General features: G+C 61.7%; 34 protein-coding genes. 11 read left to right on the top strand and 23 right to left on the bottom strand.

Annotated elements, in window-relative coordinates:
• Window positions 1–6 precede the first annotated feature (6 nt).
• The 18 genes from ACPUER_RS12085 to ACPUER_RS12000 all read right to left on the bottom strand — a co-directional run bounded on the left by ACPUER_RS12085 (window position 7) and on the right by ACPUER_RS12000 (window position 11,233).
• Window positions 7–177 (bottom strand): hypothetical protein, encoded by a 171-nt coding sequence (locus ACPUER_RS12085; RefSeq protein WP_425131213.1) that lies wholly within the window; start codon window positions 175–177, stop codon window positions 7–9.
• Window positions 174–794, bottom strand: coding sequence for a dATP/dGTP diphosphohydrolase domain-containing protein (locus ACPUER_RS12080; protein WP_425131212.1), 621 nt, complete (start codon window positions 792–794; stop codon window positions 174–176). The genes ACPUER_RS12085 and ACPUER_RS12080 overlap by 4 nt, the downstream gene beginning before the upstream one ends.
• Window positions 791–1,525 (bottom strand): 5'-3' exonuclease H3TH domain-containing protein, encoded by a 735-nt coding sequence (locus ACPUER_RS12075; protein WP_425131211.1) that lies wholly within the window; start codon window positions 1,523–1,525, stop codon window positions 791–793. The genes ACPUER_RS12080 and ACPUER_RS12075 overlap by 4 nt, the downstream gene beginning before the upstream one ends.
• Window positions 1,516–1,716, bottom strand: coding sequence for a hypothetical protein (locus ACPUER_RS12070; RefSeq protein WP_425131210.1), 201 nt, complete (start codon window positions 1,714–1,716; stop codon window positions 1,516–1,518). Before ACPUER_RS12070 ends, ACPUER_RS12075 begins: the two co-directional genes overlap by 10 nt.
• Window positions 1,716–2,216 (bottom strand): hypothetical protein, encoded by a 501-nt coding sequence (locus ACPUER_RS12065; protein ID WP_425131209.1) that lies wholly within the window; start codon window positions 2,214–2,216, stop codon window positions 1,716–1,718. Before ACPUER_RS12065 ends, ACPUER_RS12070 begins: the two co-directional genes overlap by 1 nt.
• A 22-nt stretch (window positions 2,217–2,238) precedes the next feature.
• The gene (locus ACPUER_RS12060; protein WP_425131208.1) at window positions 2,239–2,493 is read right to left on the bottom strand and encodes a hypothetical protein; all 255 of its coding nucleotides are present in this window, start codon (window positions 2,491–2,493) and stop codon (window positions 2,239–2,241) included.
• Complete coding sequence (locus tag ACPUER_RS12055) at window positions 2,480–4,396, bottom strand: DNA polymerase (protein WP_425131207.1); 1,917 nt, start codon at window positions 4,394–4,396, stop codon at window positions 2,480–2,482. The genes ACPUER_RS12060 and ACPUER_RS12055 overlap by 14 nt, the downstream gene beginning before the upstream one ends.
• Window positions 4,397–4,423: 27 nt before the next feature.
• A complete protein-coding gene (locus ACPUER_RS12050) occupies window positions 4,424–4,663 on the bottom strand; it encodes a hypothetical protein (protein ID WP_425131206.1) in 240 nt (79 codons plus the stop codon).
• A complete protein-coding gene (locus ACPUER_RS12045) occupies window positions 4,653–6,113 on the bottom strand; it encodes a toprim domain-containing protein (RefSeq protein ID WP_425131205.1) in 1,461 nt (486 codons plus the stop codon). Before ACPUER_RS12045 ends, ACPUER_RS12050 begins: the two co-directional genes overlap by 11 nt.
• A gap of 112 nt (window positions 6,114–6,225) precedes the next feature.
• Window positions 6,226–6,558 (bottom strand): DNA ligase LigA-related protein, encoded by a 333-nt coding sequence (locus tag ACPUER_RS12040; protein ID WP_425131204.1) that lies wholly within the window; start codon window positions 6,556–6,558, stop codon window positions 6,226–6,228.
• Window positions 6,555–6,737, bottom strand: a complete 183-nt coding sequence (locus tag ACPUER_RS12035; protein WP_425131203.1) for a hypothetical protein — start codon at window positions 6,735–6,737, stop codon at window positions 6,555–6,557. The genes ACPUER_RS12040 and ACPUER_RS12035 overlap by 4 nt, the downstream gene beginning before the upstream one ends.
• Window positions 6,737–6,955 (bottom strand): hypothetical protein, encoded by a 219-nt coding sequence (locus tag ACPUER_RS12030; RefSeq protein WP_425131202.1) that lies wholly within the window; start codon window positions 6,953–6,955, stop codon window positions 6,737–6,739. Before ACPUER_RS12030 ends, ACPUER_RS12035 begins: the two co-directional genes overlap by 1 nt.
• 26 nt (window positions 6,956–6,981) lie before the next feature.
• Window positions 6,982–7,179 carry a hypothetical protein gene (locus tag ACPUER_RS12025; RefSeq protein ID WP_425131201.1) on the bottom strand — a complete coding sequence of 66 codons (198 nt, stop codon included), beginning with the start codon at window positions 7,177–7,179 and terminating at the stop codon, window positions 6,982–6,984.
• Complete coding sequence (locus ACPUER_RS12020; protein ID WP_425131200.1) at window positions 7,179–7,409, bottom strand: helix-turn-helix domain-containing protein; 231 nt, start codon at window positions 7,407–7,409, stop codon at window positions 7,179–7,181. Before ACPUER_RS12020 ends, ACPUER_RS12025 begins: the two co-directional genes overlap by 1 nt.
• 7 nt (window positions 7,410–7,416) lie before the next feature.
• Complete coding sequence (locus ACPUER_RS12015; protein WP_425131199.1) at window positions 7,417–7,845, bottom strand: hypothetical protein; 429 nt, start codon at window positions 7,843–7,845, stop codon at window positions 7,417–7,419.
• Window positions 7,845–8,393, bottom strand: a complete 549-nt coding sequence (locus tag ACPUER_RS12010) for an ssDNA-binding protein (RefSeq protein WP_425131198.1) — start codon at window positions 8,391–8,393, stop codon at window positions 7,845–7,847. Before ACPUER_RS12010 ends, ACPUER_RS12015 begins: the two co-directional genes overlap by 1 nt.
• Before the next feature lie 16 nt (window positions 8,394–8,409).
• Window positions 8,410–8,559: a hypothetical protein gene (locus tag ACPUER_RS12005; protein WP_425131197.1), complete on the bottom strand. Its 150-nt coding sequence runs from the start codon at window positions 8,557–8,559 to the stop codon at window positions 8,410–8,412.
• Window positions 8,560–8,737: 178 nt separating this feature from the next.
• Window positions 8,738–11,233: a DNA-directed RNA polymerase gene (locus tag ACPUER_RS12000; RefSeq protein WP_425131196.1), complete on the bottom strand. Its 2,496-nt coding sequence runs from the start codon at window positions 11,231–11,233 to the stop codon at window positions 8,738–8,740.
• A 639-nt stretch (window positions 11,234–11,872) separates the two neighbouring features.
• Here ACPUER_RS12000 and ACPUER_RS11995 point away from each other — a divergent pair.
• On the top strand, window positions 11,873–12,061 hold the full coding sequence (locus ACPUER_RS11995) for a hypothetical protein (protein WP_425131195.1): 189 nt from the start codon (window positions 11,873–11,875) through the stop codon (window positions 12,059–12,061).
• 1,109 nt (window positions 12,062–13,170) lie between these two features.
• On the opposite strand, the gene ACPUER_RS11990 is transcribed toward ACPUER_RS11995, so the two are convergent.
• The 5 genes from ACPUER_RS11990 to ACPUER_RS11970 form a co-directional block, all read right to left on the bottom strand.
• The gene (locus ACPUER_RS11990) at window positions 13,171–13,386 is read right to left on the bottom strand and encodes a hypothetical protein (RefSeq protein WP_425131194.1); all 216 of its coding nucleotides are present in this window, start codon (window positions 13,384–13,386) and stop codon (window positions 13,171–13,173) included.
• Window positions 13,387–13,500: 114 nt separating this feature from the next.
• Entirely contained in the window at window positions 13,501–13,749 is a 249-nt protein-coding gene (locus tag ACPUER_RS11985) for a hypothetical protein (RefSeq protein WP_425131193.1), read from the bottom strand.
• A complete protein-coding gene (locus tag ACPUER_RS11980; RefSeq protein ID WP_425131192.1) occupies window positions 13,742–13,882 on the bottom strand; it encodes a hypothetical protein in 141 nt (46 codons plus the stop codon). The genes ACPUER_RS11985 and ACPUER_RS11980 overlap by 8 nt, the downstream gene beginning before the upstream one ends.
• Before the next feature lie 156 nt (window positions 13,883–14,038).
• On the bottom strand, window positions 14,039–14,797 hold the full coding sequence (locus ACPUER_RS11975; protein WP_425131191.1) for a hypothetical protein: 759 nt from the start codon (window positions 14,795–14,797) through the stop codon (window positions 14,039–14,041).
• 28 nt (window positions 14,798–14,825) lie between these two features.
• The gene (locus ACPUER_RS11970) at window positions 14,826–15,002 is read right to left on the bottom strand and encodes a hypothetical protein (protein ID WP_425131190.1); all 177 of its coding nucleotides are present in this window, start codon (window positions 15,000–15,002) and stop codon (window positions 14,826–14,828) included.
• A 550-nt stretch (window positions 15,003–15,552) separates the two neighbouring features.
• On the opposite strand from ACPUER_RS11970, the gene ACPUER_RS11965 reads away from it, so the two are divergent.
• From ACPUER_RS11965 to ACPUER_RS11920, 10 genes are all read left to right on the top strand, one after another.
• Window positions 15,553–15,894 (top strand): hypothetical protein, encoded by a 342-nt coding sequence (locus tag ACPUER_RS11965; RefSeq protein WP_425131189.1) that lies wholly within the window; start codon window positions 15,553–15,555, stop codon window positions 15,892–15,894.
• Window positions 15,895–15,918: 24 nt separating this feature from the next.
• Complete coding sequence (locus tag ACPUER_RS11960) at window positions 15,919–16,620, top strand: hypothetical protein (protein WP_425131188.1); 702 nt, start codon at window positions 15,919–15,921, stop codon at window positions 16,618–16,620.
• Between the two features lie 2 nt (window positions 16,621–16,622).
• The gene (locus ACPUER_RS11955) at window positions 16,623–17,168 is read left to right on the top strand and encodes a hypothetical protein (protein WP_425131187.1); all 546 of its coding nucleotides are present in this window, start codon (window positions 16,623–16,625) and stop codon (window positions 17,166–17,168) included.
• Between the two features lie 3 nt (window positions 17,169–17,171).
• On the top strand, window positions 17,172–18,890 hold the full coding sequence (locus tag ACPUER_RS11950; protein WP_425131186.1) for a hypothetical protein: 1,719 nt from the start codon (window positions 17,172–17,174) through the stop codon (window positions 18,888–18,890).
• A gap of 2 nt (window positions 18,891–18,892) precedes the next feature.
• A complete protein-coding gene (locus ACPUER_RS11945) occupies window positions 18,893–19,054 on the top strand; it encodes a hypothetical protein (protein ID WP_301819506.1) in 162 nt (53 codons plus the stop codon).
• A gap of 22 nt (window positions 19,055–19,076) precedes the next feature.
• Window positions 19,077–19,649, top strand: coding sequence for an aspartyl/asparaginyl beta-hydroxylase domain-containing protein (locus ACPUER_RS11940; RefSeq protein WP_425131185.1), 573 nt, complete (start codon window positions 19,077–19,079; stop codon window positions 19,647–19,649).
• The gene (locus tag ACPUER_RS11935) at window positions 19,646–20,215 is read left to right on the top strand and encodes a GNAT family N-acetyltransferase (RefSeq protein WP_425131184.1); all 570 of its coding nucleotides are present in this window, start codon (window positions 19,646–19,648) and stop codon (window positions 20,213–20,215) included. Before ACPUER_RS11940 ends, ACPUER_RS11935 begins: the two co-directional genes overlap by 4 nt.
• Complete coding sequence (locus ACPUER_RS11930; protein ID WP_425131183.1) at window positions 20,145–21,296, top strand: hypothetical protein; 1,152 nt, start codon at window positions 20,145–20,147, stop codon at window positions 21,294–21,296. Before ACPUER_RS11935 ends, ACPUER_RS11930 begins: the two co-directional genes overlap by 71 nt.
• Window positions 21,297–21,524: 228 nt before the next feature.
• A complete protein-coding gene (locus ACPUER_RS11925; protein WP_425131182.1) occupies window positions 21,525–22,418 on the top strand; it encodes a hypothetical protein in 894 nt (297 codons plus the stop codon).
• 15 nt (window positions 22,419–22,433) lie between these two features.
• On the top strand, window positions 22,434–25,559 hold the full coding sequence (locus ACPUER_RS11920; RefSeq protein ID WP_425131181.1) for a hypothetical protein: 3,126 nt from the start codon (window positions 22,434–22,436) through the stop codon (window positions 25,557–25,559).
• Window positions 25,560–25,629 lie beyond the last annotated feature (70 nt).

Below are 25,629 nucleotides of genomic sequence, written 5' to 3'. Positions count from 1 at the left end.
CGCTCTTCAGGGGTTGTGTTTTCGGTACTCGCGCTCGCAGTCTTGGTAGATGCGCTCTGCGAGCTTCGTCAGGAATTCGCGGGCGTCCTTCGCCAGCTTCGGGTTCTGCAGCTCGATGAGGACGCCCCCAAGCTGGCTGCTCGGGGATACCCGCACGTCTTTGTATCGAAGGGTCACTTCGGCTCCGGGTAGAGCTTGTTCAGGTGCTCGATGGTTCGCTCGACCTCTGCGAACGTCTCGGCCGTGGCGTCCCGGTATCCCTGCGGCCCCGGGGTCGCGGTGGTCTCGACCGCACGGACGACCGGACGGTTGTCGATCAGGGTCCCGCAGGCCTCAGCGGTCAGCAGGATCGTGCAGCAAGCCTTGACGGCTCCGAGGTGATGCACCAGCTCCTTCTGGTCGACGCGCTCACCAGCGATGAACTGCTTGGTGTGGCGCAGGATCGCCCCGAGGTACGTCATGGCCTCGACAGCCGTCTCGAGGTAGTTGTTCTCGCCGTACTTGCGCCGGCCGCTGTGCAGGGCCGCGCTTTCGTGCAGCTCCGCAATGGGGTGGATCAGGTGCAGCGGCGGCTTCTTGTCGCCGAATGCCTGCTTCGGGTTGGCGAAGGCGTCAGCCTTGATGCGGCGCGACAGGGCTGTCTCGGTCGGGGCGATGGAACCGTCCGGGATCTCCGGAGGGCAGGGGTGCCCCATGGCTACCGGGGAATCCCACGCGTTCTCCAGGAACTTGCCGCGTCGAATCTCTTCCCCTGCTCGCCGGTCCATCTCCCATGCAGGTACTTTCGGGTTCATACAGGACGTGAAGGAGTCCAAAGTTTTACCTCGTTTTTTTCGAAGTCCCAATCCTCGGCGCGGAGGATGCGGGCCATTCGTGCGTTCATGAGTGCGTCTTCTTCAGTGAGTCCAGCCTTGACGTAGGCGTCGACCACGGTCTTCCAGACGGTTCCGTGCTTGTCCAGCAGCTTCTCGGCGGTCTTCGGGCCGATACCCGGGCAACCACCGTATCCATCCGTCGCATCGCCCATGAGGGCCTGCATCAGGAACTGTCGGTTGCCGTCCTTCTCGTTCGAATCGACCCATCGGGCCTCCAGTTTCTGGTTGAGGTGGAGCATGCGGCCAGGGATCGTGAGGAGGTCCTTGTCCATCGTGGCGGGGAAGGCCTTACCGGGGAACCTGGTCGCCAGGATCCCCATGCAGTCGTCGGCCTCGAGCTGAGGCTTTTCGAAGAACGGGTAGACCTCCTTCGACCATTCCTTCAGGGCCGAGTAGCCCACCGGCTTCTTGCCCCGGTTTCCCTTGTAGGACGGGTTGATCACCTTGCGGAAGTTGTCGGGGCCGGTGTAGCAGAGCTTGAACTCGCTGATGCCTGCCTGGTCGATGACCTTGTCGAGCCACCACTGGAAGCTCTTCTTGGCCTTCGTGAAGTCGAAGTAGTAGGACCACGTCTCCGGGTCCCACTCAATCTCCTCCTGGGCGCCCGAGCACGACGAGAAACACGTGATGTCGGCGTCGATCAGGAGCATTTGTGGATCTTCCCGTCGATGCAGTGGCGTACCGTGCGCGACGAGACATGGCCGAAGACTTCCTCGACCACGTCCAGCGAGCGCCCCTTACGGCTCATGTTCTTCGCCAAGCTGGTTGCCGGCGCCTGGGCGTCATAGCTGGCCACCAGCTTCTCGGCCTCGTACACGTTGTATTTGGTCACGGCGTCCATCAGCGAGCCTCCAGGACCTTCTGCACGCGGAAGCTCGAGACCTTGACGACCTCGAAGATCGCGAACTCTTCGCCCACGTCGCCGTGCTGCAGGCCAGCCTGCTTGGCGGCTTCGTCGGTCGCGTACTCGGTCGTGCCAATGGCGCCGTTCACGCAGATGCGGAAAGTCACCGGCTCCGGTTGCGGTTCAGCTTCGACTGCCACGGCCGGCGGGATGCGCTTCACGGTGCCCTGGGAGCCTGCAGGCGAATAGCGGTTGTAGTGCTCGACGAACTCCACGCGGTCACCTTCTGCGAACCCCTCGCGGATCCCGATGAACCGGTGGTTGAAGCAGCAGACGGTTTTTCCGCCCTTGTCCAAAACAACGTCGTAGAGGCGGTGGGCGAGGTCCCTGTCACCATCGTGATCCAGCACCGTGCCTCGGTCTCCCACCTTCGCGTTGAAGTACTCGGTGGTGAACTGCACGCGGTCGCCTGCCTTGAATTTTTGGTTCTTGCTCATGTTCTCTCTCGCTCTCTGTTGATCAGTGTTTTCGTCGAATCCGACGGTTGGTTTTCGGATTGCCTCGGCTCCGCGCCTCGGCGTTCAGGCATTCCATGCCCTTGCCAGTCAGGTGCCAGCGGTTGCTGAACACTCCCGACTCGCTCTCGGTTGTGATGAAGCCCAGCGACGCAGCCATAGCCACGTCGATGGCGTTCGTTCGGGCGTAGTTGCCCTTGACGAACACCGGAGCACTCCGGCATTCGCGCAGTACATGCATCAGGTCAGTGGCAATCACGCCAATTCGCTCCCACTTTGAACTCGGCATCGATAGGACACCTGAACTTGAAAAAGTCGCCAGCTCGGCGTGCGCATTCGACGACCATCTCCCCGAACTCCTGCTCGAGACCCTTGCGGACCCCGAACTGCATTTCGTCGTGGATATAGCCCATGAGGGTCCAGTCGCCGTCCCAGCCGTACTTCAGGCCGCGACGCTCGGCTTCCTCGAAGACTTCGATGACCCACTGCTTCGACACCAGCGCCCCAGCGCCCTGCAGGAGGGTGTTGAGGGCCGCGTGGGCCGAGCGAACCATCACCCGGCGCCCGTCGAGACCGATCAGGTACCCGCGCTTCGCTGCCTTTTCCACGGCCTCCTTCAGCTTCTTCAGCGCCGGTAGGCTTGCCAGGAATTTCTCCTTCAGGGCCTTGCCTCGGCGTTGCTGGGCGCGATCAGATTCCGTGGGTGCGACGATGGAGCCGATCTTCACGTCCCCGGCGCCGTAGAGAAACGCGTAGATGAATGTCTTTGCGTTGTCACGGGTCGGCAGGCCGGCAGCATTCTGGTTCTCGGTGTGGATGTCCCCGTTGAGGACGATGTTCCCGTAGGCCCCGCCGTCCCAGCGAGCCATGAAGTGCGCCAGGCAGCGCAGCTCGAGACCGGAAAGGTCGGCTCCCACCTGAACGAACCCGGGGCGCACTCCGAACAGCTCGCGGCACTCGGGGCCGTGCAGGGCACGAATCGACGGAACCTGCGCGATGTTGGGCGAGCTGTGCGTACAGCGGCCCGTCACCGCACCGTTCGTGTTGATCGAGTGGTGGATGTGGCCGTTGCGTTCCAGCTTCAGCCACGCCTGGTCACCCTCAGCGATCTGCCCGACGCGCTTCTCCAGCAGGAAGTAATCCGCCAGGATCTGCGCCTCTTCGTACGGCAGCTTCTTCAGGATGTCTTCGTCGACCTTGGGCTTACCACCCTCGGTGAACTCCTTGGGTTTCCAGTCGTACTTGGCGATGAGGCGCTGCGCGATCTGGTCGCGGCTCGCCGGGTTGAACTCGATCACCTTGTCCTTCAGGCGCTTGCCGGTCTTCTCGGACTTGCGCTCGATGACGAGGGGAGGGAAGGTGGCCATCATGCGGGCACGGATGGTGTCCCGCTCCTGCGCCAGCTTCGAATAGAGTGCGACCGCTGCCTCGAGGTTGAACGGCCAGCCAGAGCGCTCCATCTTGGCGCAGTAGTGCCGCGCCTTGTGCTCCAGCTCGATGGCCAAGTCGCTGTACTCCATCTTCATCAGGTGGTTGTACAGAGCCTCGGTCACCTCGACGTCCAGGTCGCAGTACGCGCCCATCTCTTCGCAGTAGGTCGCCCACTCGAGGCCGGCCGGGTAGTTCTCCTTGCCCCAGGCCGTCAGCCACTTCTCTCTATCTGCCTTCTCGGCAGCTTTGGGCGTCAGGGTGTCCAGGTACTCATGCCACGCGTCGCAGCCGTTTGCCTCGATCCACCCCTTCTTGAAGTCGTCTGCGTACTCGCCCTTCTGCAGGCCGAGGCGGTAGCCCCATGCCTCCAGCTTGTGCGATCCGACGAGCTTGCCCGGGAGCTTGCCCGCCTTGATGAACCCCCCGTCGCGCGTCATCATGTCCGCGAAGAACAGACGCGACAGAACCAGCGTGTCCACCACGTTTGCCAAGGGGACCTTGAACCACGGGTAGAGCTTCTGGATTACGGGGATGTCGAAGTTGATGATGTTATGTCCGACCAGCTTGCCAGCCTCGCCCAGCTTCATCAGCAGGCGCAGGCCCTCTTCAATGTCCACTTCGGTGAACCTGCGCACACGTCCGTTGGCGGGGTTCTTGATGGACATGCAGTGGATCTTCGAGACCATTTGCAGGAAGCCATCAGTTTCCAGGTCAAAGAACGTGATACGCATGGGACTCCTAAGTGATTTGGAAAAAAGTTAGACGCGGACCTCGCGCGGTTCGACTTCGTATCGGCACTTGTGGCCCCAATTTCCCGCCATCTCGTCGCGAAAACGGTTAGCGAGGCGCTGGTCGTTCGTGACGAAGGTGCGGTTTTGGGGGTAGTCGGGGCCGCAGCCGCCCGGGTGGCCGAAGATCAGCGAGGTGTCCGTCGGGTCCTTCTTGTCCGTGCGGCGGATGACGTAGACGGTCGTTTTCGGTTTGTGGTTAGAACGCATGCGAGTCCTCGAGATTGGGTTCAGGGGCGAACGAGTCGGCGTCATAGAGGCGCCCGGTCTGCGTGTCGTACCCCAGGGGGATGGTTTTGCCAGTCGCCTGGCCGGTGTTTCGGTCCTTGATCACGCGGAACGTGGTGAGCTTTCCTTCCTCGTCCTCTGCCTGCGTGTTGCGCTCCAGGCCGAACATGAAGTGCGACCACATACCGATGGCGTTGGAGCCTCGGAACTGCGTCTGCTTCACGCGACCGCCTTCCTCATGCGGAGGGCCGTCCTTGGGGCGCGTCAGGTGACTGATGAAGTGCAGGTAGATCTTCAGCTCGAGGGCCAGCGCGGCCAGCTCGGCCATGATCTGGTCAAGCCCGCGACGCTCGTCCTCTTCAGCCGCCGCCAGGGCCGTGAGGTGGTCGAGGTAGATCGACTTGCAGCCAAGGCCGTGAACCATGAACCGGATCTTCGCCTTCACGACTTCCCAATCGGCCGCGCCGAACGAGTCGTACAGGTGCAGACGGTCGCCCTCGGAGATCAACTCCAGCGCCGCCTGGCGCTCCTCAATGGTCGCCTTGCGGGGTACGTGCAGGACCTTGCCTGCAGCCTTGCCGGCGATCCGTCGTGCGGTCTCGACAATCGGCTGCTCGAGGTACAGCACGCCGACGTTTAGCTTCAGCTCCAGCAGGTCGTACGCGATGCTCTGCGTGAACCAGTCGGTCTTACCGATACCGGTGCCTGCGCCGAACGCGTAGCACTCCCCCTCGCGCCGGCCGTAGGTCAGCTCGGTCAGCTTGGGGAGCCACCACGGCGCCCCGTCGGGGATGTCGACTGCAGCTTCAGCAGCAACGTCCCGGATCGACTTGATGCCGTCGGGGCGGAATGCCTTCGCGTTCCAGATGGCCTGGATAACGTCCTGGCCTCGGCCCTTCTGCAGGCACTCGTTGGGGTCCTTCAGGGGCAGCGTGGCGATCTTGCAGCGCCCCGGGTTGAACAGCTCGGCGCATTCATTCGCAGCAGCGCGACCAGGCTCGTCGTTGTCGAACATCAGGACGATCTCGTCGAACTGCTCGAAGAAGTCCATCTGCCGTGCCATGTCCCGCTTTGCGCCCTGTGCGCCGTTCGGTACGCTCACCACAGGCCACTTGTTGCCCTGCAGTTGCGAGACCGTCAGCGCGTCGATTTCGCCCTCGGTGACCACCAGCTTCTTGCCCCCGTTCCAGAGGTTCTGCCCGAACATCGTCGGGTGCTTGGTCTCACCGATGAACTTGAATTCCTTGCTCTGGCCGCGTGCCTTGAAGGCCACGACCTGGTTGTCCCGGAAATACGGGTACATGTGAACAGCGTCGCCGCTACGCAGCCGCCCAACGCGGACGCCAAACATCCGGCACGTCTCTTCGCTGATCTGCCGCGCGGGCAGTCCGCGTACGTCTGCTTCGATGTATTCGTCCAGGCTAGCTGCCACGGTTTTCTTCCTTGTCGTTACTTCACCGTCGCCGTTCTCGAAGTGGCCACATGAGAAGCAATGGGTGTGTCCGTCCGAGTACAGCGCGTTTGCATCGCTCGACCCGCAGTTGTCACAGGGTCCCTTGCGAATCAGGTGGGATTCTTCGTGTTGCACGGGTTCTCTTAGTTGGTTTGCGGGCCTCGAGGACCTGCGGGTTATTCGCGTACCACCAGTGGCGGGCCGCGCCGACGACGATGGACGGGTACTTGATCGCGTACCCTGTGCCGGCCTCCAGGTCCTCCCTGGTGGTCAGGTCCTTGTGGCGGTGAGTGATCTCGTCCCAGCGCTCGAGCAGTTCCTTGCAGAGCGCGTCGAACTCAGTGTCCGAAAGCACGCTACGGCCCTCCTCGTAGTAGAGGTATGAGGACATCAGGTACTGCACGAACTTCTGGTTGAGGGTCATGGGACGCGTATCTCGATGCTCGTCAAACCGAACACGCTGACGCTTCGGTCGGATGACCCATAGATCGAGTTCGGATCGTCGAGGGTGATCAGCAGGTCGTCGTTCCAACTCCTTGCGATCTTCTCGACCCCGGTGAAGTCTTCGAACGTGAAGTCGCTGCGGTGGATTCGGATGTTCATCAGAAGGCCTCGTTGATGGCCTCGTCGACCATCTGCTGGCGCAGCGGCACGTATTCGCCGCCCACGTTCACGATGATCTTGTCCTTGACGCAGTAGCCGTAGATGGCCCCGAGGTAGTCCGCGAACTCGCTTAGGACGCGCATCCACGTCGCGTCGTCGTCCAGCGTCGTCTGCTTGATGAAGATGTGTTCGCCGGAGTAGTGAAACCGGTGTTGCATGCTCTCTCTCTCGCTCGTAGGTGCCGCTATAGCGCGGCAGTGATGCCTGCTTCGCACATGGCGACGTCGATGCAGTCCAGGACGTCCAGCACGCGTGTGCGGACGCCTTCGTGGCGCTCCAGGAGACCCGGGCCGTAGCGCGTGAGGGTGCGCAGTGCCTCGGCCTCGTCAGCGTCGAGCAGGACCTTTACGTTTCCGTTCTTGGTGTGCTTGACGCGTGCCATCAGCGGCTCCCTTTGATCGCGTGGCGCTCCGGGGTGCCCAGGACGTAGCGCATGTAGCGCTGGCGGGTGAGCGGGTGGATCTTCGGGACACCGTGGATGTTGAAGCCACGGTCGCGCAGCGTCGTGATGCGCCGGGTCAGCGACTGGATGCTGAGGTCCATCAGGGCCTCGCGCTGGGTGATGCTCCCTGCGGTTCGCAGGTGCTTCAGGATCTTGTCTTCTTGGGTCACGTCAGTTCTATCTCTTTGGTTCTGCTAACCATTCAGGGGGGATGAGCTTGTCGGCGTACTTGTAGCCGTGCTTCTGGCACCAGCCGCCGTACGTGGTCTTGGAACCCTTGTACAGGGGGGAGGCACTACGGGTGAAAACGAAGCGGACGTCGAGGTGGGGGTGCTGCTTCTTGACTGCGAGGTGCTTGGTGCGATCCTCGGACGTGAACAGTCCCTTGCCTTCGATGATGATTCCGTTCGCCAGTCGGAAGTCAGGGTTGTACGTGTGTGGGATCGAGTACGGGACCTTGAGCTTCTCGTACTCGTATGCGACCCCTGCCTCGTCGAGCTGCGCCGCGATCTTGTCTTCGAGACCCGACCGCAGCTTCGCCTTCACCTTGACCACCTGGTTCTTTTTCGCAAACCAGGAGGCCTTGGAGCGGCGGGGGTGGATCATCAGAAGTCCACCGGGCCGTCTTCTGCAGGCGCCTCGCCGCCGTCGAACGTTTCCGCTGCGGCCGGCGTGTTGTCAGCCACGAAACCGTCTTCGTCGTCGACCGCTTCGAAGCCACCGCCGAACTCGACGAGCTTGATGAGCTGGACCTCGTTGAGGTAGAGCGTGACGCCGATGTTCGCGCCATTCTCGTAGGCCTTCGCCGAACCCTTGACGCGGATCGTCGAGCCGCCGCCGACGCGCTCCACCGACGAGGTGTTGCGGATCGGGTTGCCCTTCGCGTCGAACAGCTTCGGCTTCGACTTGCTCTTGAAGGTGAACGTGACCGTACCGTCCTCGTTCTCCTTACCGGGCATCTTGGCCTTCGCGGCCTTCTTCGGACCCAGCTCGTCGATCGCTTCCTCCTTGCAGAGTTCGATGATCTTCGCTGCCTCAGCATCCGGCAGCGTCACGCTGGCCTTGTACTTGCCTTCCGGATCGAAGCGCGTGTCCGGGACCAACAGGTTCAGGTAGCCAGCGGAGCCCTTCGGCGTGGTGATGTTCTTGCTCATGTTTCTCGTATAGTGTTCAGTCGTTGAAGTAGGGGTCGAAGGGCACGCGGCCCTCGAGGGTGTTGAGGTCGAAACCTCGGGCCATCAGGCCAACTGCTGCGTCGAGCGGCATGGGGTCGCCGCCGACGAAATCGTCGAAGTGGGTGTCGAGTGCGCGGTGTTCCATTTCCAAATCCGTGTGATGGTGTACAACAGTGTGTTGTACAAGAAAAAACTGCGGGCTTCTTTCGTAAGCGTCGACTAAATACCCGCAGTGAATTCACACGGGGTCTTCTTTCGTAAGTGTCGATTAAATGCACAAAGGCCCACATGGGGCCTCTGTTTGGTGTTGTGTTGTACAGCAATTAGGCAAATGCATAGGCGGACTTTCTGACGTCCTCCAGGTTCAGGGTGCCCTTCGCCGGGATCCCCAGCTTGCCGAGATCCTGCATAGACTTCTGCAGCTTCTTCATGCCGTCCGCGTCCTCGCAGGTAGCTACCAAGGCCATCAGGTCCTCGACCGCGTTCGACAGCACCACCTCGAGCGGTTCGTTGTCTGCGTACAGCTCGACGAACGCGTCCCGGATCAGCGCGTTGAACTTCGGCATCTGGTTCGGCAGCGCCGCGAACGAGTCGTGGATCAGCAGGAAGTCGCGGATCCCGTTGTCGACCGACTTCAGGACGACGCTCATCAGGTGCGCCGAGTCCAGCGAGTGGACGAAGTTCGGTGCGATGCTGTTGCGCTGCTTGTGCTCCAGCAGGTCCTTCGTGAACCCGACGGTGACCTTCGGGGTGTACGTGGTCGGCACGTTGAGCGCACGGTTCCACAGGGTGGTCTGCACGCGCTTCGTGTTCGGCTTGTAGTAGGCGTTCTCGACCGGCAGGCCGAGCGGGGTGATCCAACGCACCGGCACGTTGTGACGCGCCAGAATGCCGGCGACCTTCTGCAGCCACTCCATCGCGTCCGCTGCTGCCTTCACGGTCGCCTTGACTGCGGCCATGATGTGCGCGGCCAGGTAGTGCGCCGCCGGGACCTGCTCGGACCACTCGGTGCCGAAAATCTCGCGGCCCTTGCCATCCACGTCGATGATGTCCTCGACGAGCTGGTCGGCGAAGCCCTTCTGCTTGCTCCCATAAACGAACGTCATCGTGGCCCGCTTCGCCACCTTGCGGTCGATGCCGTACTTCAGCCACTTCGCGGCATGGCCGGCAAGCTCGGGGTCGCTCATGTCAGCTTCGACGAGCGGCTTCACCAGCTTGGCGACCTCAGCGTACACGTCACCGGGCAGCTCAGAAGGCAGCAGGTTCACGTAGGAACCACCCTCGGGGTCACGCAGCAGGGCGCTGAAGTGCTGCAGGCCGGAACACGAACCGTCCACCGCCACGGGGATGTGGCAGGCGTACGTCTCGGGGTTCGCGAAGTAGTCCTGCAGCGCGATGCAGCCGGCGAGGAAACAGAAGGGGCTGTCGGCGTCTTTCCACAGCTCGAGGTTACCAATGGGGTCCTCGGAAACCGCGCGGACGAGCCACAGGTTCGCCTCGGTCCACTCTACGCGCTTGTCGTGAGGCATTTTGTCGACCGACTGGCCGTCAACCTTGAACGCACCTGTCGTTGCGACGTGCCACTTGAGCCAGTAGACGCCGTCGTCGTTCAGCACTTCGCCGTTGGCTAGCTCGTACAGGCCCTTCGCGAAGTCGGCACGCTGGTGATTGAAGCCTGGGCGGGCATATACGCGGCCGCGCCAGTCGAGCGTGTGGGGTTGGTAGAAAGGCGTGCCCACGTACTTGCGGGCCTCGGCGATCACAGACCGGATCGCGTTGCGCTTGGCTCGCGCCGCGCCGTTGTCCTTGCGCAGCTTGATCGCTTGCTTCGCGTCCAGGTCCGCAGGGATGGCCACGGGTAGACCCGGGACCTTACCGACCGCGATGCCTGCCGTGAAGCAGTGCTCCAGCACGTCGAGCACCTTGGCGTTGATCTGCACAGGTACGTCTTGGACCGCGTTAAGGGCACGGACGAACGGCGCTTGCGCTCTCGCGGCAGCGTCCACTTCGCGGCGTTGCTTGCGGTTGAGGGTGACCATCAGCGGGACCGTCTTGGCCACGCGCGGGTCGTTGTACGCGCCCGTGCTGAAGTCCGTCCACGGGTTCGGGCGGGTGACCATCGGCTGGTAGACCGGGTGCATCCACTGCTGCAGCTCGGCCATCCCGTCCATCTCAGCCTGTGCGGCCTCGGTGAAACGGAGGCTCGACGACCCCTCGAATTCGTTGCCCTCGACCAGATCGAACATGTCGAGCGCCGGCAGGACGACGTTGATCAGGCCCATGCCGCACTTGACCAGCGCGTCGTTGTTCTCCTGGAATCCTGCAGCCTCGAGAATCGCCTCGCCCTTGAGCTTGCCGGCGCGGGCCGACGTCACCTTGCGGCCGACCAGCTTCTTCAGCTCCTTGTCGTCTGTCGCCTTGGCCTGCTCGGCGAGCTTCTGCACGGCGATCTCGGCCTCGCACTCGAAGCCGATGGCCAGAGCCGCCTCGATGATCTCGGGGCACTCGGACGACGCAGTGTTGAACAGGATCTTGAGGACCATCGCCGTCAGAAGGTCGTGATCGATGGACTTCAGGGCCGCAGCGTGCGGGGCGGGGCGACCGCGTCCCTTAGCCGCTTCGGCCAGCGCAGCCGCACCGATGGCGACCACGGACTTCTGGAATGCCTGGGCGAACAGCTTGCCCTGGTTGCGGGCCACATCGCCGTCGCGCAGCGCTCGCTCGTTTTGGTCGACGTAACGCTGCTGACCGCGCTCGATCATCGATTGCTCGAGTTCGGCCTGGCGTGCGTAGTTCAGATCGAGGTCCATCAGGTTCATGTGGTGCTCCGTGTAGGCGATGCATCAGGGAAGAGGCATCTTATCAGGCAAGTATGCGTCGTGCAACACAATGTTGTACAAAAAATCGGCGGAGACCAGCGCGGCCTCGTCTATCGTAAGCGTCGACTAAATACATCCCCTTGATTTACCGGGGGTTCCGCCAGATGCGAATTAGTCGACACTTACGAAAGAAGGGACCGCGTCCCTCAGCAACACGCCGATACCCGCCTGGGTGGCGACCAGGTACGAGACCACGACCATGAAATAGACCAACACGAATTAGTCGACACTTACGAAAGAAGACCCTCATAGGGGGGTAGGGGGGTTCTTAAGGGACCCCAAGGGATCTATAGGATTCCTATAAGATAGAAGTAAGGTTGTTGTATAGGTTTTACCCTATAGGACAACCTTAGGACCCAAAGGAGTTCCTCAGGACCACCATAAGGTGACCCTGGTGAATCTCAGCACCAACAGCAACGATCTAAGCAGATCGCCAGGGTATGGGCAGGTGCCGCTAAGAGTCTTGCGGAACTCCTTTGGCTCCTTTTTGCTGTACAACACAACACTGTGTGGTGCAATGTCTATCCGTAGCGTTGGGCCGAGCGTAGACTCCCGGCAGCACCACGGGGAGCGCCAAACATGACAACCACACACATCCTGCTAGCACTCGTCCTGATTGCCCTGGTAATGCCGGGGGTTCTCAGGGGATTGCTGATGGGCATCGCCACCATCATCGATTACATCCTAATGCCGTTCAAGCTGGCCCTCTTCGGGGTTCGCTGGACACTGAGCAGGGTGTTCGAATGCCTGGCGAAGGTGTGGATGTAACGAGACACAGACGTCCACCGGGCCTTCCTCAGCATGCGAGGAAGTGCGTGTGGCTGTGAAGCCCTGACTGTCGGGGGCGTAATGTCGACAGGATCCTCCCCGCCTAGCCAGATTGGCGCAGGGGAGTCCCCAAGACCTCCGTGCAACGCCGAGGCCTCGACCATGCGCAAGGCATGGGACTCGAGCGTGTCCTCTTGGTTATCCGGTAGCCTACCGTAACCAGGCATTCTCTCTCGCTCCCGAGAGGACACGCTCGAGTCAAAAAGTTCGGACTGCGAAAGGCCCCGGCAAAATCCGGTGGGAAATTTTCCAAACCTTTTTCAGCCCTGCAGCCAAATTTTCCAGTTTTCCCTGGACACCCAGAAGCCCCTCAGCAGCCTTGTGCCGCCGCAGGGGCATTCTTTCGGCTCACCACCCCCTGATTCGGATGCACGCCGGCCCCTCTGGGGTACACAGGCGAGACCATGCCAGCCCCGCGCCGATACGGCGCCACGCTGCCGCATAGGCTCCTGTAGCCGCTCGCTCGGCGAGCCTAAGGGGGTAGGTGAGGGTGTTTCTCCTCAACCCGTCAGGGCGCCTGTATGGCGGTTTAGGGTGAATGCATTCAAAAGATTCCGTACAGCCTCTCAAAGCCGCTCATGCGGCGTGGTAAGGGGTAGGCAAGGGCGCATCCGTGCGAGCCGTTAAAACGGCCTACAGCGGACGCGGCAAAGCACACGCAACGCATGCGCGAACCCGCGCCGACACTGGCTTTCGTAAGTGTCGACATATGGGCGCGTACATCCGCATAGGCGAGCGCAACCGGCCCGCCATGGGAACCCCAAGGCAGGCAGGCGCACAAACAGCGAGCGCATACGACAAAACCCCAGCGGGTTAGGCTAGGGTTCTGTCGTGTGCGTTCGTTCGGTCAAAGTAGCTCGCCCGCTATGGGGGTTCGTGTTTCCCTGTAGGCGCTCTGGAATTCTTCGCGAGCCGTTCGGCGATCCTCAGGGGTCTCCAGACGTCCGGCATGCGTTGCCCATTGCGACCAATGCCGCGCCCGCATCTCGTCTTTCTGATTACGAGCGATGGCGCACTGCCGGCCGGCTTCTCTGTAGGATTCCAGAGTATTAAGCATGGGTCGTTGCCTCACGGTTTTTGACGGCATGGAAAAGGATTCGCAGGGTCCCGCGCAAGCTGTCGATTTCCTCACAACTCGCATTGGCCATGAAGTGCGCCGCGACCTTTTCCAAGGTATCGCAGGGCAGTGCGTCAAGTGCAGCGAGTCTGTTACATGCTGCCTGTATCCGTGCCTTTTCAACGACCCCCATTTGCTGTGTGCTCATTGCGTCACCTAATGTGCGTGAAACTGTCCGTTTTCGTACGTTGCGCCAGTGGTGCCGCAAGCGGCCCGGAGGATTTGCAGTGCGTTAACAATCTGTTCGAGCGTCATAGAGACCTCACTTGAAACGGTAGAAAGCGATAGCGCCGATTGCCGCGTCGAGTTCAATACTTTCGAGCGTGAGCGTGTCGACGCATGACAGAAACTTGGTCGCCTCATTCAGTGCCGCGACTCCATCGCAAAGCACGCTGAATTGCTCGCGATTGATGAGTGTTACCTCAACCGCGATAACGCGGCCGGTCGCTGTCTTCACTGCGCCGGCAATGGCGCCCGCAAAGGCCCGTTCGATCTTTTGCGATTCACGCATGGTTGATCCTCAGGTGTGAGTCGATGTCCGCTTGCAGCTCTGCAAGGGTTCCCCAACGAACCCGGCCGGCGATTACTGCCTGATACGTCTGGGCGGTCTTTTTGATGCGGATTCCGCGATAGGTGCCGAACATGTATAGCTCCTCAAATATGCTGATTACGAACCCGGACAAAAGCCCGGGTATTGCGTCCGTTTGTCAGCCGTGCCCCATAACCGAATGAGACACGGCGCATACTCTTCTTTTGGTTTTCATGCTGTACAGAATAGCAGTGTGTTGTACAACTGACGGTTAAACCAAAGCCCTCTGTTTCGCAAAACGCGACGCAGTAGGGCCATGCACGATAATCACAGGCGACGCTTTCGCGTTCCCTTTCGAATCCGTGCCATTGCACGCACCACAGGTTGCGCATGTCTTGCGCATACCGGCCTCTTCGCTAGCAGGGCACATGAATTCACCCTTCGCGACAGGCTCGTCGGCCGTCCGGATTCGGAAGTAACGCAGGTTCGATTCTTTCGCCTGCTTTGCTTCACTGGCGTTATCAACCGACGCCATGGTTAAAGATAGTACAGTATTGCGTTGTACAACGTCAATGCTTTTGTTTCTCCATTGATGGGTGTAACCAGTCATACCACTAGCTTGCGCCGTCAGGGCTTGCCACACGTCCGCAGGGACCGCCATCGGATCGCCATACGATCCCAGACGGACCATACGACCGGCAACCATCGCGCCCACTTGCTCAGGTGTGGCGACCGGATACGCGCCTTTCTGAACCTGTTTCCAGACGACCAAAGGCCCCTGAAACACGGTCACATAGCAGGCCCCGCCGTTAATCGGGCGATGCTTGCAATCCCCACATACGCTGGCGTCATCGCCGGTCTTCAATGCGGCAGTCGGTTTAATGTCGTCGCGCATGATATACGTTTGCACCATATTGCCGGTCTTGCTGTTGGCGCTCTTCGTGATTGCAACGACGACGATCGGTCTTCTATCGAGCAGGGAAGGGCCGCGATAAATGATGTAGCCGTTCGGGTTCTTTGCTTGTGCCATGGTGTGTAGTCCTCAGTGTCTTGTGTCGTTACGCGGCATCCGCCATCAGTTCAGCGGTTGCAATAGCGTCCGCACGGTCATTGGTGAAATAGTCTGCGTCCGGGTTGCCCACAACGCACACCACGTATTCATTCCATTCCGAATCGCGGTACACCTTCACGGTTTGCAGGTCGCCCTCAAGGGTTCTGATGAGTTTTCGTGCCATGCTGTACACCTCTGTTCGTTTGTTGCTGCGTTGCTGCAGCGTGAGACGAACTATAACAGGGTTGTACAAGATTGCACAATAGGGCCAGAGAAATTTTTTCGTCCACCGTTCGATCAACGCGGCCCGCGAAACACCATAAGTATTTTCAGCCCCGTCTAGTGGCGTTGTATGTGTGCCACGCGAAACGGTAGGGCGCCGATACACCCGCGCGGCCCCTGGGGATTCGATCACGTATCCCTCTAGATTCCCTCCAGTTTCCATCGCATTAGATAGTCCATCTAACGTAACGTCAATGAATTCAAGGGGTTGCGCAACGCTCCCCGGTTTCCCAGCGAATCTGGCTGCCGGATGTACCCCCCATGCGGCATTTCAGGGCACTTCAAAAAAGCCGGTAAAGCTCTCGGCGTTGTTGTTGTTGTTAGACCTCCTGAATGGGAGTCTTCCGCCCAAAACACAGACCCCCCTGGGGGCACCCCGGGTGTCCAGAAATGACCCGGCCCCATTTTCATAAAGGTACCCCCCAGGTGCCCCAAAGTTGTACAACTTTTCCATGAAGAAAGTCCACGAACACCGGGCCGACCCCTGGGGGTGCAGGGTCCTCTTCACCCAAGATTCGGCCGCAATGCGCCGGCTGGCCAGGCAGTACGACCTGTCCTTCAGCCCCGACCCCGAGACCGAGGGCCTCTGCTGGAACGCAGGGTCCACGTTCGTCATCTGGGTTGCCCGTGGGGCAGGGGCAGGGGCGCTCGTCCACGAATGCACCCACGCTTCCCTCGACATCCTCGATTGGGCCGGAATCACTGCCCACCAGGGCCAGGGCGAACCCATGTGCTACACGCTGCAGCGCATGGTCGAGCGCTTCCTTCCGCACCTCCTTCCACCAACCCCCTAAGTGCCCGCAAGGGGCACGTCCCCTATGGCACTCGAAACAGGCACTTACATCAGCGACCTGGTCGTCACGAACCCCGTGGCATCCGATGCGGTCGCGCAGGCCCAGGGCCACCTGACTCTCATCAAGGCGACCCTCAAGAACACCTTCCCGAACGTGAAGGGCGCGGTATCGGCTACGCACGAAAACCTGAGCAACGGCACCCCCGTTGGTCTTATCGCGATGTGGTCGGGCAGCTCGATCCCGGCCGGCTGGACGCTGTGTAACGGCGTCGCTGTCAATCGCTCGGACGGTACCGGGCAGATCACCCCTCCGGACCTCCGGGACCGCTTCATCGTCGGGTCGGGTCTCTCGTACACCACGGGTAACACGGGAGGCAACTCCCAGATTGCCCTGAGCGTGGCCCAGCTTCCCGCGCACAGCCACTCGGCGAGCACGGATGCCCAAGGTAACCACACACACCCGCTGCATGACCCGGGCCACGCGCACCCGTTCACGGTTATCGCCCAGAACGTGGACAGCAGTGGCTCGGGCGCTCTCACGGGCGGCTCGGCAAACACCGGCAACGATGGGACCTTCAATGGCACCACGGGTGGCTCGGGCACCGGCATCTACATGGATGCGGCAGGTAACCACGCCCACAACGTATCGATTGGCAATACCGGTAGCGGCACTGCCATCGACATCCGCAACCCCTACTACGCCTTGGCGTTGATCATGAAGGTGTAAGCATGGGCATCGAATCCGCGCAGTACGTCAACCAGCTCGTCCCCACGAACCCGCTGTCCACCGACTCGGTGTCGCAGGCCGACGACCATCTTCGGATGATCAAGCTGGCGCTGACGAATACGTTCCCGAACCTCTCGGGCCCCGTAACGGCCACCCCGGCCCAGTTGAACAGCCCGGTCCCCTCGGGTGCCATCGTGCTGTGGTCCGGGCAAATCTCCGCGATTCCCCAGGGGTACGTCCTGTGTGACGGGACGCACAACACCCCGAACCTCAGCGGTAGTTTCGTTATGGGCGCCGGCTCCTCGGTACCCCCACTGCAGGTCGGCGGGTCGGCGATCACCGGCTTCGGCGGGTCGCACACGCACACCGAGAACTCGGCACAAGCCAGTCTCACGCTGTCGAACCTCGCGGTCGCTGCAGGGGCCGGTGCCACGGTGCTATCCGGAGTAACCACGAACGGTCACACCCACACGATCAACCAGGTTGGAGACCATACGCACTCCTGCCTACCGCCGTATCTGGCGCTCTGCTACATCATGAAGACGTAATCCATGGCTAACCTCCCGCTTCGTCAACTCGGGGGCGTGGGGGTGATCACCGACTCCAGCCCGTACGATCTCCCGCCCAACGCGTTCTCGGCGGGCAACAACGTGATCTTCAACGAAGGCCAGGTGCAACGCGCACCGGTCTTCAAGCCGCTGTTCGCCCCGCTCAACACGGTGCTGACGTGGGCAACCGACCCAAATACGGACACGTATGCCAACGACACGGCGGTATACGAGTCTGCCTCAGGTGGTCCCGAGAACACCTCGCGATTCGTCGGTACGTACTCGGATCCGGTTGCCGGCGAGACGGTCTTCGTGACCGACAACGACGGTACGGTTCGCACGTACCCCAATGGTTCCCTGGTGTTTGCGACGCCTACGTCAGGGACCTTGCCGACCAACGACAGCCCCTGGAGCCATGCCCAGGTGGCAGGCCTCTCGTTCCTCGCCCGCCCGGGTAGCTTGCCGTACGTGCGCAACATCGCCACGGACGCGCACTACAGCTTGATGGGCAACGACTGGACGGCCACGGACTTCCCCAACGTCATCCGGGGGTTCCTTGGGTACTGCATCACGCTCGGCATGAATCGAAACGGAAAGCAGCTCCCGACGCTCGTTAAATGGTCGAACCCGATCCAGTACTCGAGCCTAGTCTCGACCGTTGCATGGAACCCGGCGAATGCCAACTACGTGTCCGGCGAGAACACCATCGGGGACATGAAGGATCCGATCCGCGACGGCCTCGCGCTTGGCAACTTCTTCCTCATCTACTCGCAGAACGAGATCTGGATGATGGAGCCGTCGGGCGACCTCAACGTCTGGAACTGGCGGCGCATCCCCTACGAGGGCGGCGTCGTCAACGTGAACTGCGTGGTAGAGGTCGAGAGCAAGCACTTCGTGTTCGGCGACAACGACATCTACGTCCACGACGGCTTCACCCGCCAGTCGCTTGCCGAGGGCCGCGTACGCCGCCGGATCTTCGACACCCTGGACCGCAGCAAGCAGACCTCCTGCTTCACGTTGCATGACCCGGTTGCCAAGCTGATCTATTTCTGCTACGCGACGCTGCAGGACGAGGCGAACTTCGCCGGCACACAGTTCTGCAACCAGGCTGCGGTCTACAACTACAAGAACGACACCTGGTCCTTCATGGACCTCCCGAACATCGTCGGGGGCACCGAGGTCAACTCGGCGCTGGTCTCTGACTTCTTCCCGACAACCCCCTCGAGCTACGCGCTGTACAACACCTCGTATGCGTCCTTCTCGGGCGGTGGGACCCCACGGATCTCCGTGATGCTCGGGATCGCCGACCAGGCTCACTCGCTGTCGACGACATACGTCTATGCCATCGACCTCCCGACAATCGGCCTGGTTAACCTGCCAGCAGCCCCGCAGACCCTGATGCCCGCCTACGTGGAGCGCACCGGAGTATCGCTGGCCGTCCAAGGGTTGCCTCTGCGTTCCTACAAGACCGTCCAGTGCGCGATCCCCGAGGCCTCGTTCGACGACACCGGAGGGACCTTCACGGTCCAGTTCGGATCATCGGATCTCCCTGAGGCAACCCCCACGTACCGATCCACGGCGACCTACAACCCGGCAACGGACTACAAGGTCGACATGATGGTCTCGGGCCGGTACCTGTCCTACAAGTTCAGCACGTCGTCGATCTCCAACTTCCAGATCTCAGGTATGGACGTTGAGGTCAAGTCGCTGTCCCGGAGGTAACCATGGCTGTAACCCTTTCCAACCCACTGCACAACTACGTCCGCACGTCCGCGCCGGCGCAGGGTCAGTCGCTGACCCTCTGGCTGGACGCAGAACTCAAAAAGATCGAACGATCGATCACGGCCATCAACGAGGCCCTAAAGCAGATCGCGGCAGTGGCGTAACACCCCTTAAACGAGAGAGTAAATGAAGAACTTCATGCGAATCGCGAGCGGCCTCGACACGGTCCCTCTGAACCTCGCCATACAGCGCCGTCCGGAAATCTGGAAGGAAGACACGTATCTGCGGGACTACCCCCAGGGTCCGTTCGGCCAGATCGAGTCGATCCTCCTTCGCTTCCCGCCGCGCTCAGTGCATGAGACCGAGGAACTCCTGAAGAAGCATATGGAGACCTTCGATCAGCACGAATGCGTCGACCAGGATGTCTACAAGACCCTCCCGGAAGCGCGTGCCATCGTCATGGGCCTCATGGCTCGGGTCGGCGGTGAGCGCCTCGGACGCGTGATCATCAACAAGATCGCCCCGGGTGGTCGCATCTTCCCGCACGCGGACACGGCAGCTCATGCCGAGTACTACGACCGCTTCCATGTGGTGCTCCAGAGCGCCCCGGGCGTGTTCTTCCGCTCTGGCGACGAGGACGTGTACATGGCACCGGGAGAGACCTGGTGGTTCCAGAACGCCGAAGAGCACGAAGTCATCAACAACTCCCCCTGCGACCGCATTCACATGGTCGTGGACATTCGGACCTCAAAGCCGTGATTACCTACCAAGTAGAGCAGTGGCGCGACATTGTGGCCGAGATGGAAGTCCTGTGGCCCGCGCATTGGGAGGAGATCGCAATCAACCGCGACTCCATCAAGCTGGCCCCGGATTATCAGTCGTACGAAGCATTTGCTGATTCCGGTGCGCTGCACATCGTGACTGCCCGCGAGGCAGGCGAGATCGTCGGCTACCACATCACCATCGTTCGGCCCCATCTCCACTACAAGAACGACCTCCACGGCTTTACTGACGTCTACTACATCTCCCCGGAGTACCGGCAGGGATGGACTGGCGTGAAGTTGTTCAAGTACGTGGAGAAGACCCTTAAGGCGCGTGGCGTCAAGAAGGTCTTCACGGGTACGAAGTTGCACCTCGACATGGGGCGTCTCTTCGAACGCTTGGGGTGGCACGAGACCGAGAGGTTGTACACCAAGGTACTTAATGCTCAAGACGCTCCTCAAAATCCTTTGCCCAGCCATGAACGTATGGCAGATGAACGTTGCCGCTGCGACGGTAGGCGCTGCAGCCATCGGTGCTGTGGGCAGCTCGATCTCTTCGAGTAATCAGGCGGATGCGGCGAAGTCTGCCGCAGAGGCCGCGAACTCCCCGTGGTCTGCGGCCCAGCCGTACATCTCGGGCGAGTTTAAGAACGCCCAGGACGCACTCCACGCTGCCCAGGGTATGGGCACGTACTCGGGAGAGCGCGTCGCCGGCCTGAATCCCTACCAGACCCAAGGTGCAAACCAGACGGCTGCATGGGCAAACGGCAACGGCCAGAACACGGCCAACCAGTTCTTCAACACCGGCATGGGCATGACCGGCGCCGGATCGGCGTACGGCGCGAATGCGCAGGGACTGCTCAACACTGCGCAGGGTGCAAACCCGATGCAGGGCTTCATCGACGCCGGCAGTCAGCTCGCGAACAGCTCGACCACGCAGGGCATGATCGACGCCGCGAACCTCTCGGTTTCTCGGGACCTCAACGAGTCCCAGCTCCCCACGCTCGCGGTCAACGCGGCCGGCGCCGGGAACACCGACTCGACCCGCACGGGCGTAGCCCAAGCGATCATGCAGTCGCACGCGCAGCAGAACATGCTCGCGAACGCCCAGCAGATCCAAGGGCAGATGTTCAACACGGGCATGGCGGCCGCGCAAAACCAGTACAACGCCAACCAGCAGCACGCCCTAGATGCCAACCAGCAAGTCGGATCAGCGTTCCAGATGGGTAACCAGGCGCTCCTCAACGGTCAGCAGGCCAACGGGAACAACTTCGACCAGCTCAACGCGGCCGGCGGGATGTTCCAGAACCAGCAGCAGAACCAGGACCAGGCCGCATACCAGAAGTTCCAGGAAGACCAGACCACTCCGCTCAACCTGATCGGTCAGTACATGAACGTGATCAACGGAAAGTGGGGAGGTCCTGCAGTGTCCTCGGTCGGCCCGTCGGTGATCGGGGGGGCGCTCCAAGGTGCCATTGGTGGCGGAATGATGGGCGCGGGTGCCTTTGGCAAACTCGGCGGGTACTCGGACTCGGGAGGCTCGCCAACCTTTGGCGCTATCACGGCAAGCCCGAGCTACCAGACTCCTGACCTGTCGTCGTATTACAGCGGCGGCGGTAACTCCTACGGATTCACGACCGGATAACCAATGGCTACCTCAGACCAGTACGAGGGCTTGTTTAATACAGGATCCCTAACCGATGGGGGCGCACAGCTCCCTTCGTACCTCGCCCAGGCGATGCGCGGGTTCCAGACGGGATACCCGGACCAATCAGGTCTTCCGTCGTACCTCGCAGCTGCTATGGCCGATCCGAGCCTTACACCTCCGCAGACCCCTGTGGCTCAGGCAATGGCACCCCAGGCCCAGCCTCCGATGCTGACGCCGCAGGGTTCCCAAGGTCCGCAGATGTCGCCGATCCAGGCGATGTTCCAACACCAGGCCACGGACCCCAGGATGGCGCTCAACAACAGCCTGCTCGCAGCCGGCTCGGCCCTCATGGGCGGTGAAAACCTCCAGAAGGGGCTGGCCGGCGCGGGCGCAGCGTTCAACGACACGTTCGACAAGACGCTCGACAACCAGCGCCGTCTCAACACCCCGCAGGTCACACCGCTGGCCGACGGGTCGTTCTCGATGGTGCAGCTCCCCGGCCAGGGTCCGCAGGTCATGCCTAACGACCAGGTGCAGAACTTCCTGCTTGGTCGCGTGCAGATGCAGTCGCAGGCAGGTCTTGCGAAGGCCATCATGCTCCAGCAGATGAAGCAGCAGGGCCAGGAGGCGCAGCAGGCCCGCGCCACGGCTATCGAGGCAGGTCCCAAGGCCATGCAGGCCGATCAGACGCTCCACACCATGCAGCAGGCCCTCGACATTGTCACCAAGGGCCGAAGCTGGCAAGAGCGGGCCGCTGCGTTCAGTCCGACCGTGGGGGGCGCTGCCGGCTATGGGTCGCAGAACCAGATCCTCGCCCGTGTCGGCGTCGACTCCCAGCTCGCGCAGGGGGCCGTCAAGGCCGGCGTGGTCACGCAGGGCATGTTCGACAAGTTCGAAACCGACATCCCGAAGTCGACCGACTCTGACGCCGTGTGGAAGTCCTTCCTCGAGCGAAACATGCCGTTCGTCCAGAAGATCAGCGATTACCAACACAGCCTCGTCAACGCGGGTGCCCAGAAGGGCGGCGGTATCTCGCAGGCAGCAGAGGGCGTTCTCGGCAGTCACGGGGCGGCTTCGGCCAGTCCGATCCGGGGCAACGGAGCCTCCTACATCCAATAACCCAAGAGGTACTACTTGAGCGATCTCACAGCAACACTCAGTGCTGCCTTGGACAACTCGAATGTGCAGAACTACTTGCACATGCTCTCCTCGGCAGAGGGGACCGCTCAAGCGAGCAACCCCTACGCTGTAGGCTTCGGTGGCAAACACATCGACGACCTCAGCCAGCACCCTGGAACGTCCACGACGTTCACCCAGACCAACGGCAAGCAGTCCACCACGTCTGCGGCGGGTGCCTACCAATTCCAGAAGGGCACCTGGAGTGACATCCAGAAGGCCCTAAACCTCCCGGACTTCGGCCCGCGCTCCCAGGACATCGGTGCGTTGTACCTGATGCACCAGAACGGCTCGCTGCAGGACGTGGTGAACGGTAATTACAGCGCTGCTGTACAGAAGGACGGCAAGACGTGGGCATCGTTGCCTTCGTCGCAGGCAGCGCAGCCGAAGCGCTCCCAGGCGTACGTGACCCAGGCACTAGGGCAAAGCGGTTCAGGAGGTCCCATTTCGAGCGCCAACGCTGCCGATGCCCCTGGAGCCGACGCTGGGGACATGTCCACTGTTCCTGCTCCTAAGCTCCTTGACGCTTATCAGCGTGCTCAGGCGGCGCAGGACACAGACGCAATGCAGCAACTCTCGGACGCGCTTATGCCGCGTCTTCAGAAGGGTCTGCAGACAGCGCAGTCTGCCAACGATGCCGACGCCGTTAACCAGATCCAAGGCATGATCGGCCAGATCTCGCCGGCACCCGCAGGGAGTCCCACAGCGGCCCCGCAAGGTGCTCCCCAAGCAAACCCGCAGGCTGCACCCCAGCGGCCTGCTGCTGGCGCTCCTACGGCTCCCGTTCCGGGCACGGCAGACAGCGTCGGCCCCCCGGTATCTGCAAAGGCTCCATCGACGCTCGACAGCCTCGTAAGCCTCGGCAAGGCGGTCTACAACCATCCAGGTGACGTCGCGGCGAGCCTGGTCAACAACACTAAGCAGGGCCTCGTCCATCTCGGGCAACAGATCGTAGCCGATCCGGTGCATGCGGTGGACAGTGGCATTCGAGGCCTGGCAGATACCTTGACGTTCGGAGGCGCCGACAAGCTCGCTGCACTGATCGAGTCGCAGAAGAACGGCACGTCCTACGATGACGAGCTGCTCAAGCAGCGGCAGCAGGACCAGAACGGCGGAACCGCGTTCACGGCCGGCCAGCTCGGCGGTGCCCTGGTTCCCATCAGCGCCCCGATTGCAGCGGCCAAGGCCATCCCCACAGCCAGTAAGGCGGCTCGCGTCCTCGCTGGTGCGGCTGCTGGTGCGGGCGAGGGGGCTGCGAACTATCTGGGCCACAACGACGGTCCGGTGGACACCGGCAACCTCACCACCAACGCGGCGCTAGGCGCTGTCGGTGGCACGCTACCCGGCCTCACCATGGAAGCGACGCAGGCCCAAAAGGCCTCTTCGTTCCTGCGGCAGGCCGGTGGTGACGTTGGTAACGCCCAGCGGGACGCAGAGATTGTGAAGGGCCTGTCGGCTCTCCAGAATCGCTCGACCCAGGGCGGATCTCCTCTCGGCCCCGCAGATGCCAACGCTCTCGCCAACAGTTACACGCAGGCGGCAGCACAGGCCATCCGCACGACGGACCCGTCCCAGGAGCGCTCGGCGCTTCTCAACGCGCTCAACAACGCCCGTGGGATGAACGACGAGCAGGTAAACGCGCTGCGACAACTCCCCAACGGCGATGCCGTGGCGGATGCAATCCAGATGCGACAGCGAGCGCTCTCGATGACCGCGCCGACCCCTGCTAACACCAACCCGGTGCTCGGGGTCGCACGCACGGCTGTCGACAACGGCGCCCTCGGACTGGTCCCTGTCGCCGGCCACCTCCTCAACTTGAAGTCCGTCCGCACTGCGGTGATGAACGTGCTCGGGGGTCGGGAGAATCGCACCGGCAACATCGCCAGCGCCCTCGGCCGAGCTGATCAGGCTGAGGCGTTCCTCGGGAAGTACGGGCCGTCCCAGGCGTCCCAAAGTGCCCAAGGTCTCGCGCAGTCCGCGCAGAGCGCCATCGCTGCCCGTCAGGCGGCTGTGGCAGCAGCGCAGGCCCAGCGTGCCAACCGGCAGGCCCAAGGGTTCATTGGGCGTGGGCAGGCCGCAGCGATGCAGGCACGCCAGCAGGCAGCAGCGGGGCAGGCGCAAGCGGCCCAAGTGCTCCAGAACGGGCAGATCGCAGCCCAACAGGCGCGGGTCCAGAACGCGGCGCAGCAGGCAGCAGCAGCGGCGCAAGCTCGTCAGACGATGGCGAACGCCGTCCAAGGCGGTGCCCAGCTCCGCACACAAGCAGCGCAAGCCGTAGCGCCGGCTCAGGCCGAACTCGCAGCTCAAGCAAAGGCCGTCCAAGTGGCCCAAGCGGCGCAGGCAAAGACTGCAATGGCCCAGCGTCAGGCCCTAGCCGAAACGCAGTCCGCTGACCCCACGTACCTGCTCGGAATGTCGAACGAATTCGGCGCCCCGAGGAACCCGGCAGAGATGTCCGAGTTCTCCAAGGTCATGAAGGCGCAGATGCAGGCCGATCCGCAGACCCAAGCAGCGCAGGCAGAGATGCAGGCAGCAGCAAACCGGGTCGGAAGCGGGCAGTTCAGCGGTCTCGACTTCAACAAGCCCCAGGTGCAGACGCTGCTCTCATACGTCGACCACCCGGGGATGAAGGAAGTACAGCAGTCACTGGCCCAGATCGCGCAGCAGAACCCGGAAATGGGGCAGAAGATCGCCCAACTGCTCACGCCGGGTGCCCGGAACCTGCCCAAACAGGACTTCTACGGCATCCAAGCGGCTCTGCAGGGCATCCACGGCGCCAAGACACCCCCGCAGGCAGTCCAAGCTGCGGTCTCGCAGTCCGCGCCGGCCCTTGCAGAGGCGACGAGCAGCGTCCAGAACCCTCTGGCGTACAAGGCAGGCATCGCGGCCCGCCAAGCGGCGCAGAGGAACGCGCTCGCAGCGGCCCATGACCCCGAAGTGAAGAAGCTGATCACCCAAATGTCAACCACCAGTAAGGCGGCAGACCGCGCGGAGCTGTTCAACGACTTCATGAAGGGCAAATCGGCCCCTCAACAGATCGAAGCGAAGCGTGTGGCCGAGCCGCTGATCACCTACGGCAGGTAATTCTTGAAAACGATCGACATCATCAACCTGTGGAGCGCCTTCAACCGCGTTTATGAGGACTCCACGCTAA

This window comes from Burkholderia sp. DN3021 (assembly GCF_049805555.1).
In the GTDB taxonomy this organism is placed as follows: Bacteria; Pseudomonadota; Gammaproteobacteria; order Burkholderiales; family Burkholderiaceae; genus Burkholderia; species Burkholderia pyrrocinia_C.
Note: the sequence above shows the minus strand (reverse complement) of the source record. Positions and strands in the feature narration are given on the sequence as shown.

What these genes read in the sequence shown, in the direction of transcription:
- ACPUER_RS12080 (WP_425131212.1), bottom strand. Translation starts at nt 794, where the DNA reads ATGAACCCGAAAGTACCTGCATGGGAGATGGACCGGCGAGCAGGGGAA.
- ACPUER_RS12075 (WP_425131211.1), bottom strand. Translation starts at nt 1,525, where the DNA reads ATGCTCCTGATCGACGCCGACATCACGTGTTTCTCGTCGTGCTCGGGC.
- ACPUER_RS12070 (WP_425131210.1), bottom strand. Translation starts at nt 1,716, where the DNA reads ATGGACGCCGTGACCAAATACAACGTGTACGAGGCCGAGAAGCTGGTG.
- ACPUER_RS12065 (WP_425131209.1), bottom strand. Translation starts at nt 2,216, where the DNA reads ATGAGCAAGAACCAAAAATTCAAGGCAGGCGACCGCGTGCAGTTCACC.
- ACPUER_RS12055 (WP_425131207.1), bottom strand. Translation starts at nt 4,396, where the DNA reads ATGCGTATCACGTTCTTTGACCTGGAAACTGATGGCTTCCTGCAAATG.
- ACPUER_RS12050 (WP_425131206.1), bottom strand. Translation starts at nt 4,663, where the DNA reads ATGCGTTCTAACCACAAACCGAAAACGACCGTCTACGTCATCCGCCGC.
- ACPUER_RS12040 (WP_425131204.1), bottom strand. Translation starts at nt 6,558, where the DNA reads ATGACCCTCAACCAGAAGTTCGTGCAGTACCTGATGTCCTCATACCTC.
- ACPUER_RS12035 (WP_425131203.1), bottom strand. Translation starts at nt 6,737, where the DNA reads ATGAACATCCGAATCCACCGCAGCGACTTCACGTTCGAAGACTTCACC.
- ACPUER_RS12030 (WP_425131202.1), bottom strand. Translation starts at nt 6,955, where the DNA reads ATGCAACACCGGTTTCACTACTCCGGCGAACACATCTTCATCAAGCAG.
- ACPUER_RS12025 (WP_425131201.1), bottom strand. Translation starts at nt 7,179, where the DNA reads ATGGCACGCGTCAAGCACACCAAGAACGGAAACGTAAAGGTCCTGCTC.
- ACPUER_RS12015 (WP_425131199.1), bottom strand. Translation starts at nt 7,845, where the DNA reads ATGATCCACCCCCGCCGCTCCAAGGCCTCCTGGTTTGCGAAAAAGAAC.
- ACPUER_RS12010 (WP_425131198.1), bottom strand. Translation starts at nt 8,393, where the DNA reads ATGAGCAAGAACATCACCACGCCGAAGGGCTCCGCTGGCTACCTGAAC.
- ACPUER_RS12005 (WP_425131197.1), bottom strand. Translation starts at nt 8,559, where the DNA reads ATGGAACACCGCGCACTCGACACCCACTTCGACGATTTCGTCGGCGGC.
- ACPUER_RS12000 (WP_425131196.1), bottom strand. Translation starts at nt 11,233, where the DNA reads ATGAACCTGATGGACCTCGATCTGAACTACGCACGCCAGGCCGAACTC.
- ACPUER_RS11995 (WP_425131195.1), top strand. Translation starts at nt 11,873, where the DNA reads ATGACAACCACACACATCCTGCTAGCACTCGTCCTGATTGCCCTGGTA.
- ACPUER_RS11990 (WP_425131194.1), bottom strand. Translation starts at nt 13,386, where the DNA reads ATGAGCACACAGCAAATGGGGGTCGTTGAAAAGGCACGGATACAGGCA.
- ACPUER_RS11985 (WP_425131193.1), bottom strand. Translation starts at nt 13,749, where the DNA reads ATGCGTGAATCGCAAAAGATCGAACGGGCCTTTGCGGGCGCCATTGCC.
- ACPUER_RS11980 (WP_425131192.1), bottom strand. Translation starts at nt 13,882, where the DNA reads ATGTTCGGCACCTATCGCGGAATCCGCATCAAAAAGACCGCCCAGACG.
- ACPUER_RS11975 (WP_425131191.1), bottom strand. Translation starts at nt 14,797, where the DNA reads ATGGCACAAGCAAAGAACCCGAACGGCTACATCATTTATCGCGGCCCT.
- ACPUER_RS11970 (WP_425131190.1), bottom strand. Translation starts at nt 15,002, where the DNA reads ATGGCACGAAAACTCATCAGAACCCTTGAGGGCGACCTGCAAACCGTG.
- ACPUER_RS11965 (WP_425131189.1), top strand. Translation starts at nt 15,553, where the DNA reads ATGAAGAAAGTCCACGAACACCGGGCCGACCCCTGGGGGTGCAGGGTC.
- ACPUER_RS11960 (WP_425131188.1), top strand. Translation starts at nt 15,919, where the DNA reads ATGGCACTCGAAACAGGCACTTACATCAGCGACCTGGTCGTCACGAAC.
- ACPUER_RS11955 (WP_425131187.1), top strand. Translation starts at nt 16,623, where the DNA reads ATGGGCATCGAATCCGCGCAGTACGTCAACCAGCTCGTCCCCACGAAC.
- ACPUER_RS11950 (WP_425131186.1), top strand. Translation starts at nt 17,172, where the DNA reads ATGGCTAACCTCCCGCTTCGTCAACTCGGGGGCGTGGGGGTGATCACC.
- ACPUER_RS11945 (WP_301819506.1), top strand. Translation starts at nt 18,893, where the DNA reads ATGGCTGTAACCCTTTCCAACCCACTGCACAACTACGTCCGCACGTCC.
- ACPUER_RS11940 (WP_425131185.1), top strand. Translation starts at nt 19,077, where the DNA reads ATGAAGAACTTCATGCGAATCGCGAGCGGCCTCGACACGGTCCCTCTG.
- ACPUER_RS11930 (WP_425131183.1), top strand. Translation starts at nt 20,145, where the DNA reads ATGAACGTTGCCGCTGCGACGGTAGGCGCTGCAGCCATCGGTGCTGTG.
- ACPUER_RS11925 (WP_425131182.1), top strand. Translation starts at nt 21,525, where the DNA reads ATGCTGACGCCGCAGGGTTCCCAAGGTCCGCAGATGTCGCCGATCCAG.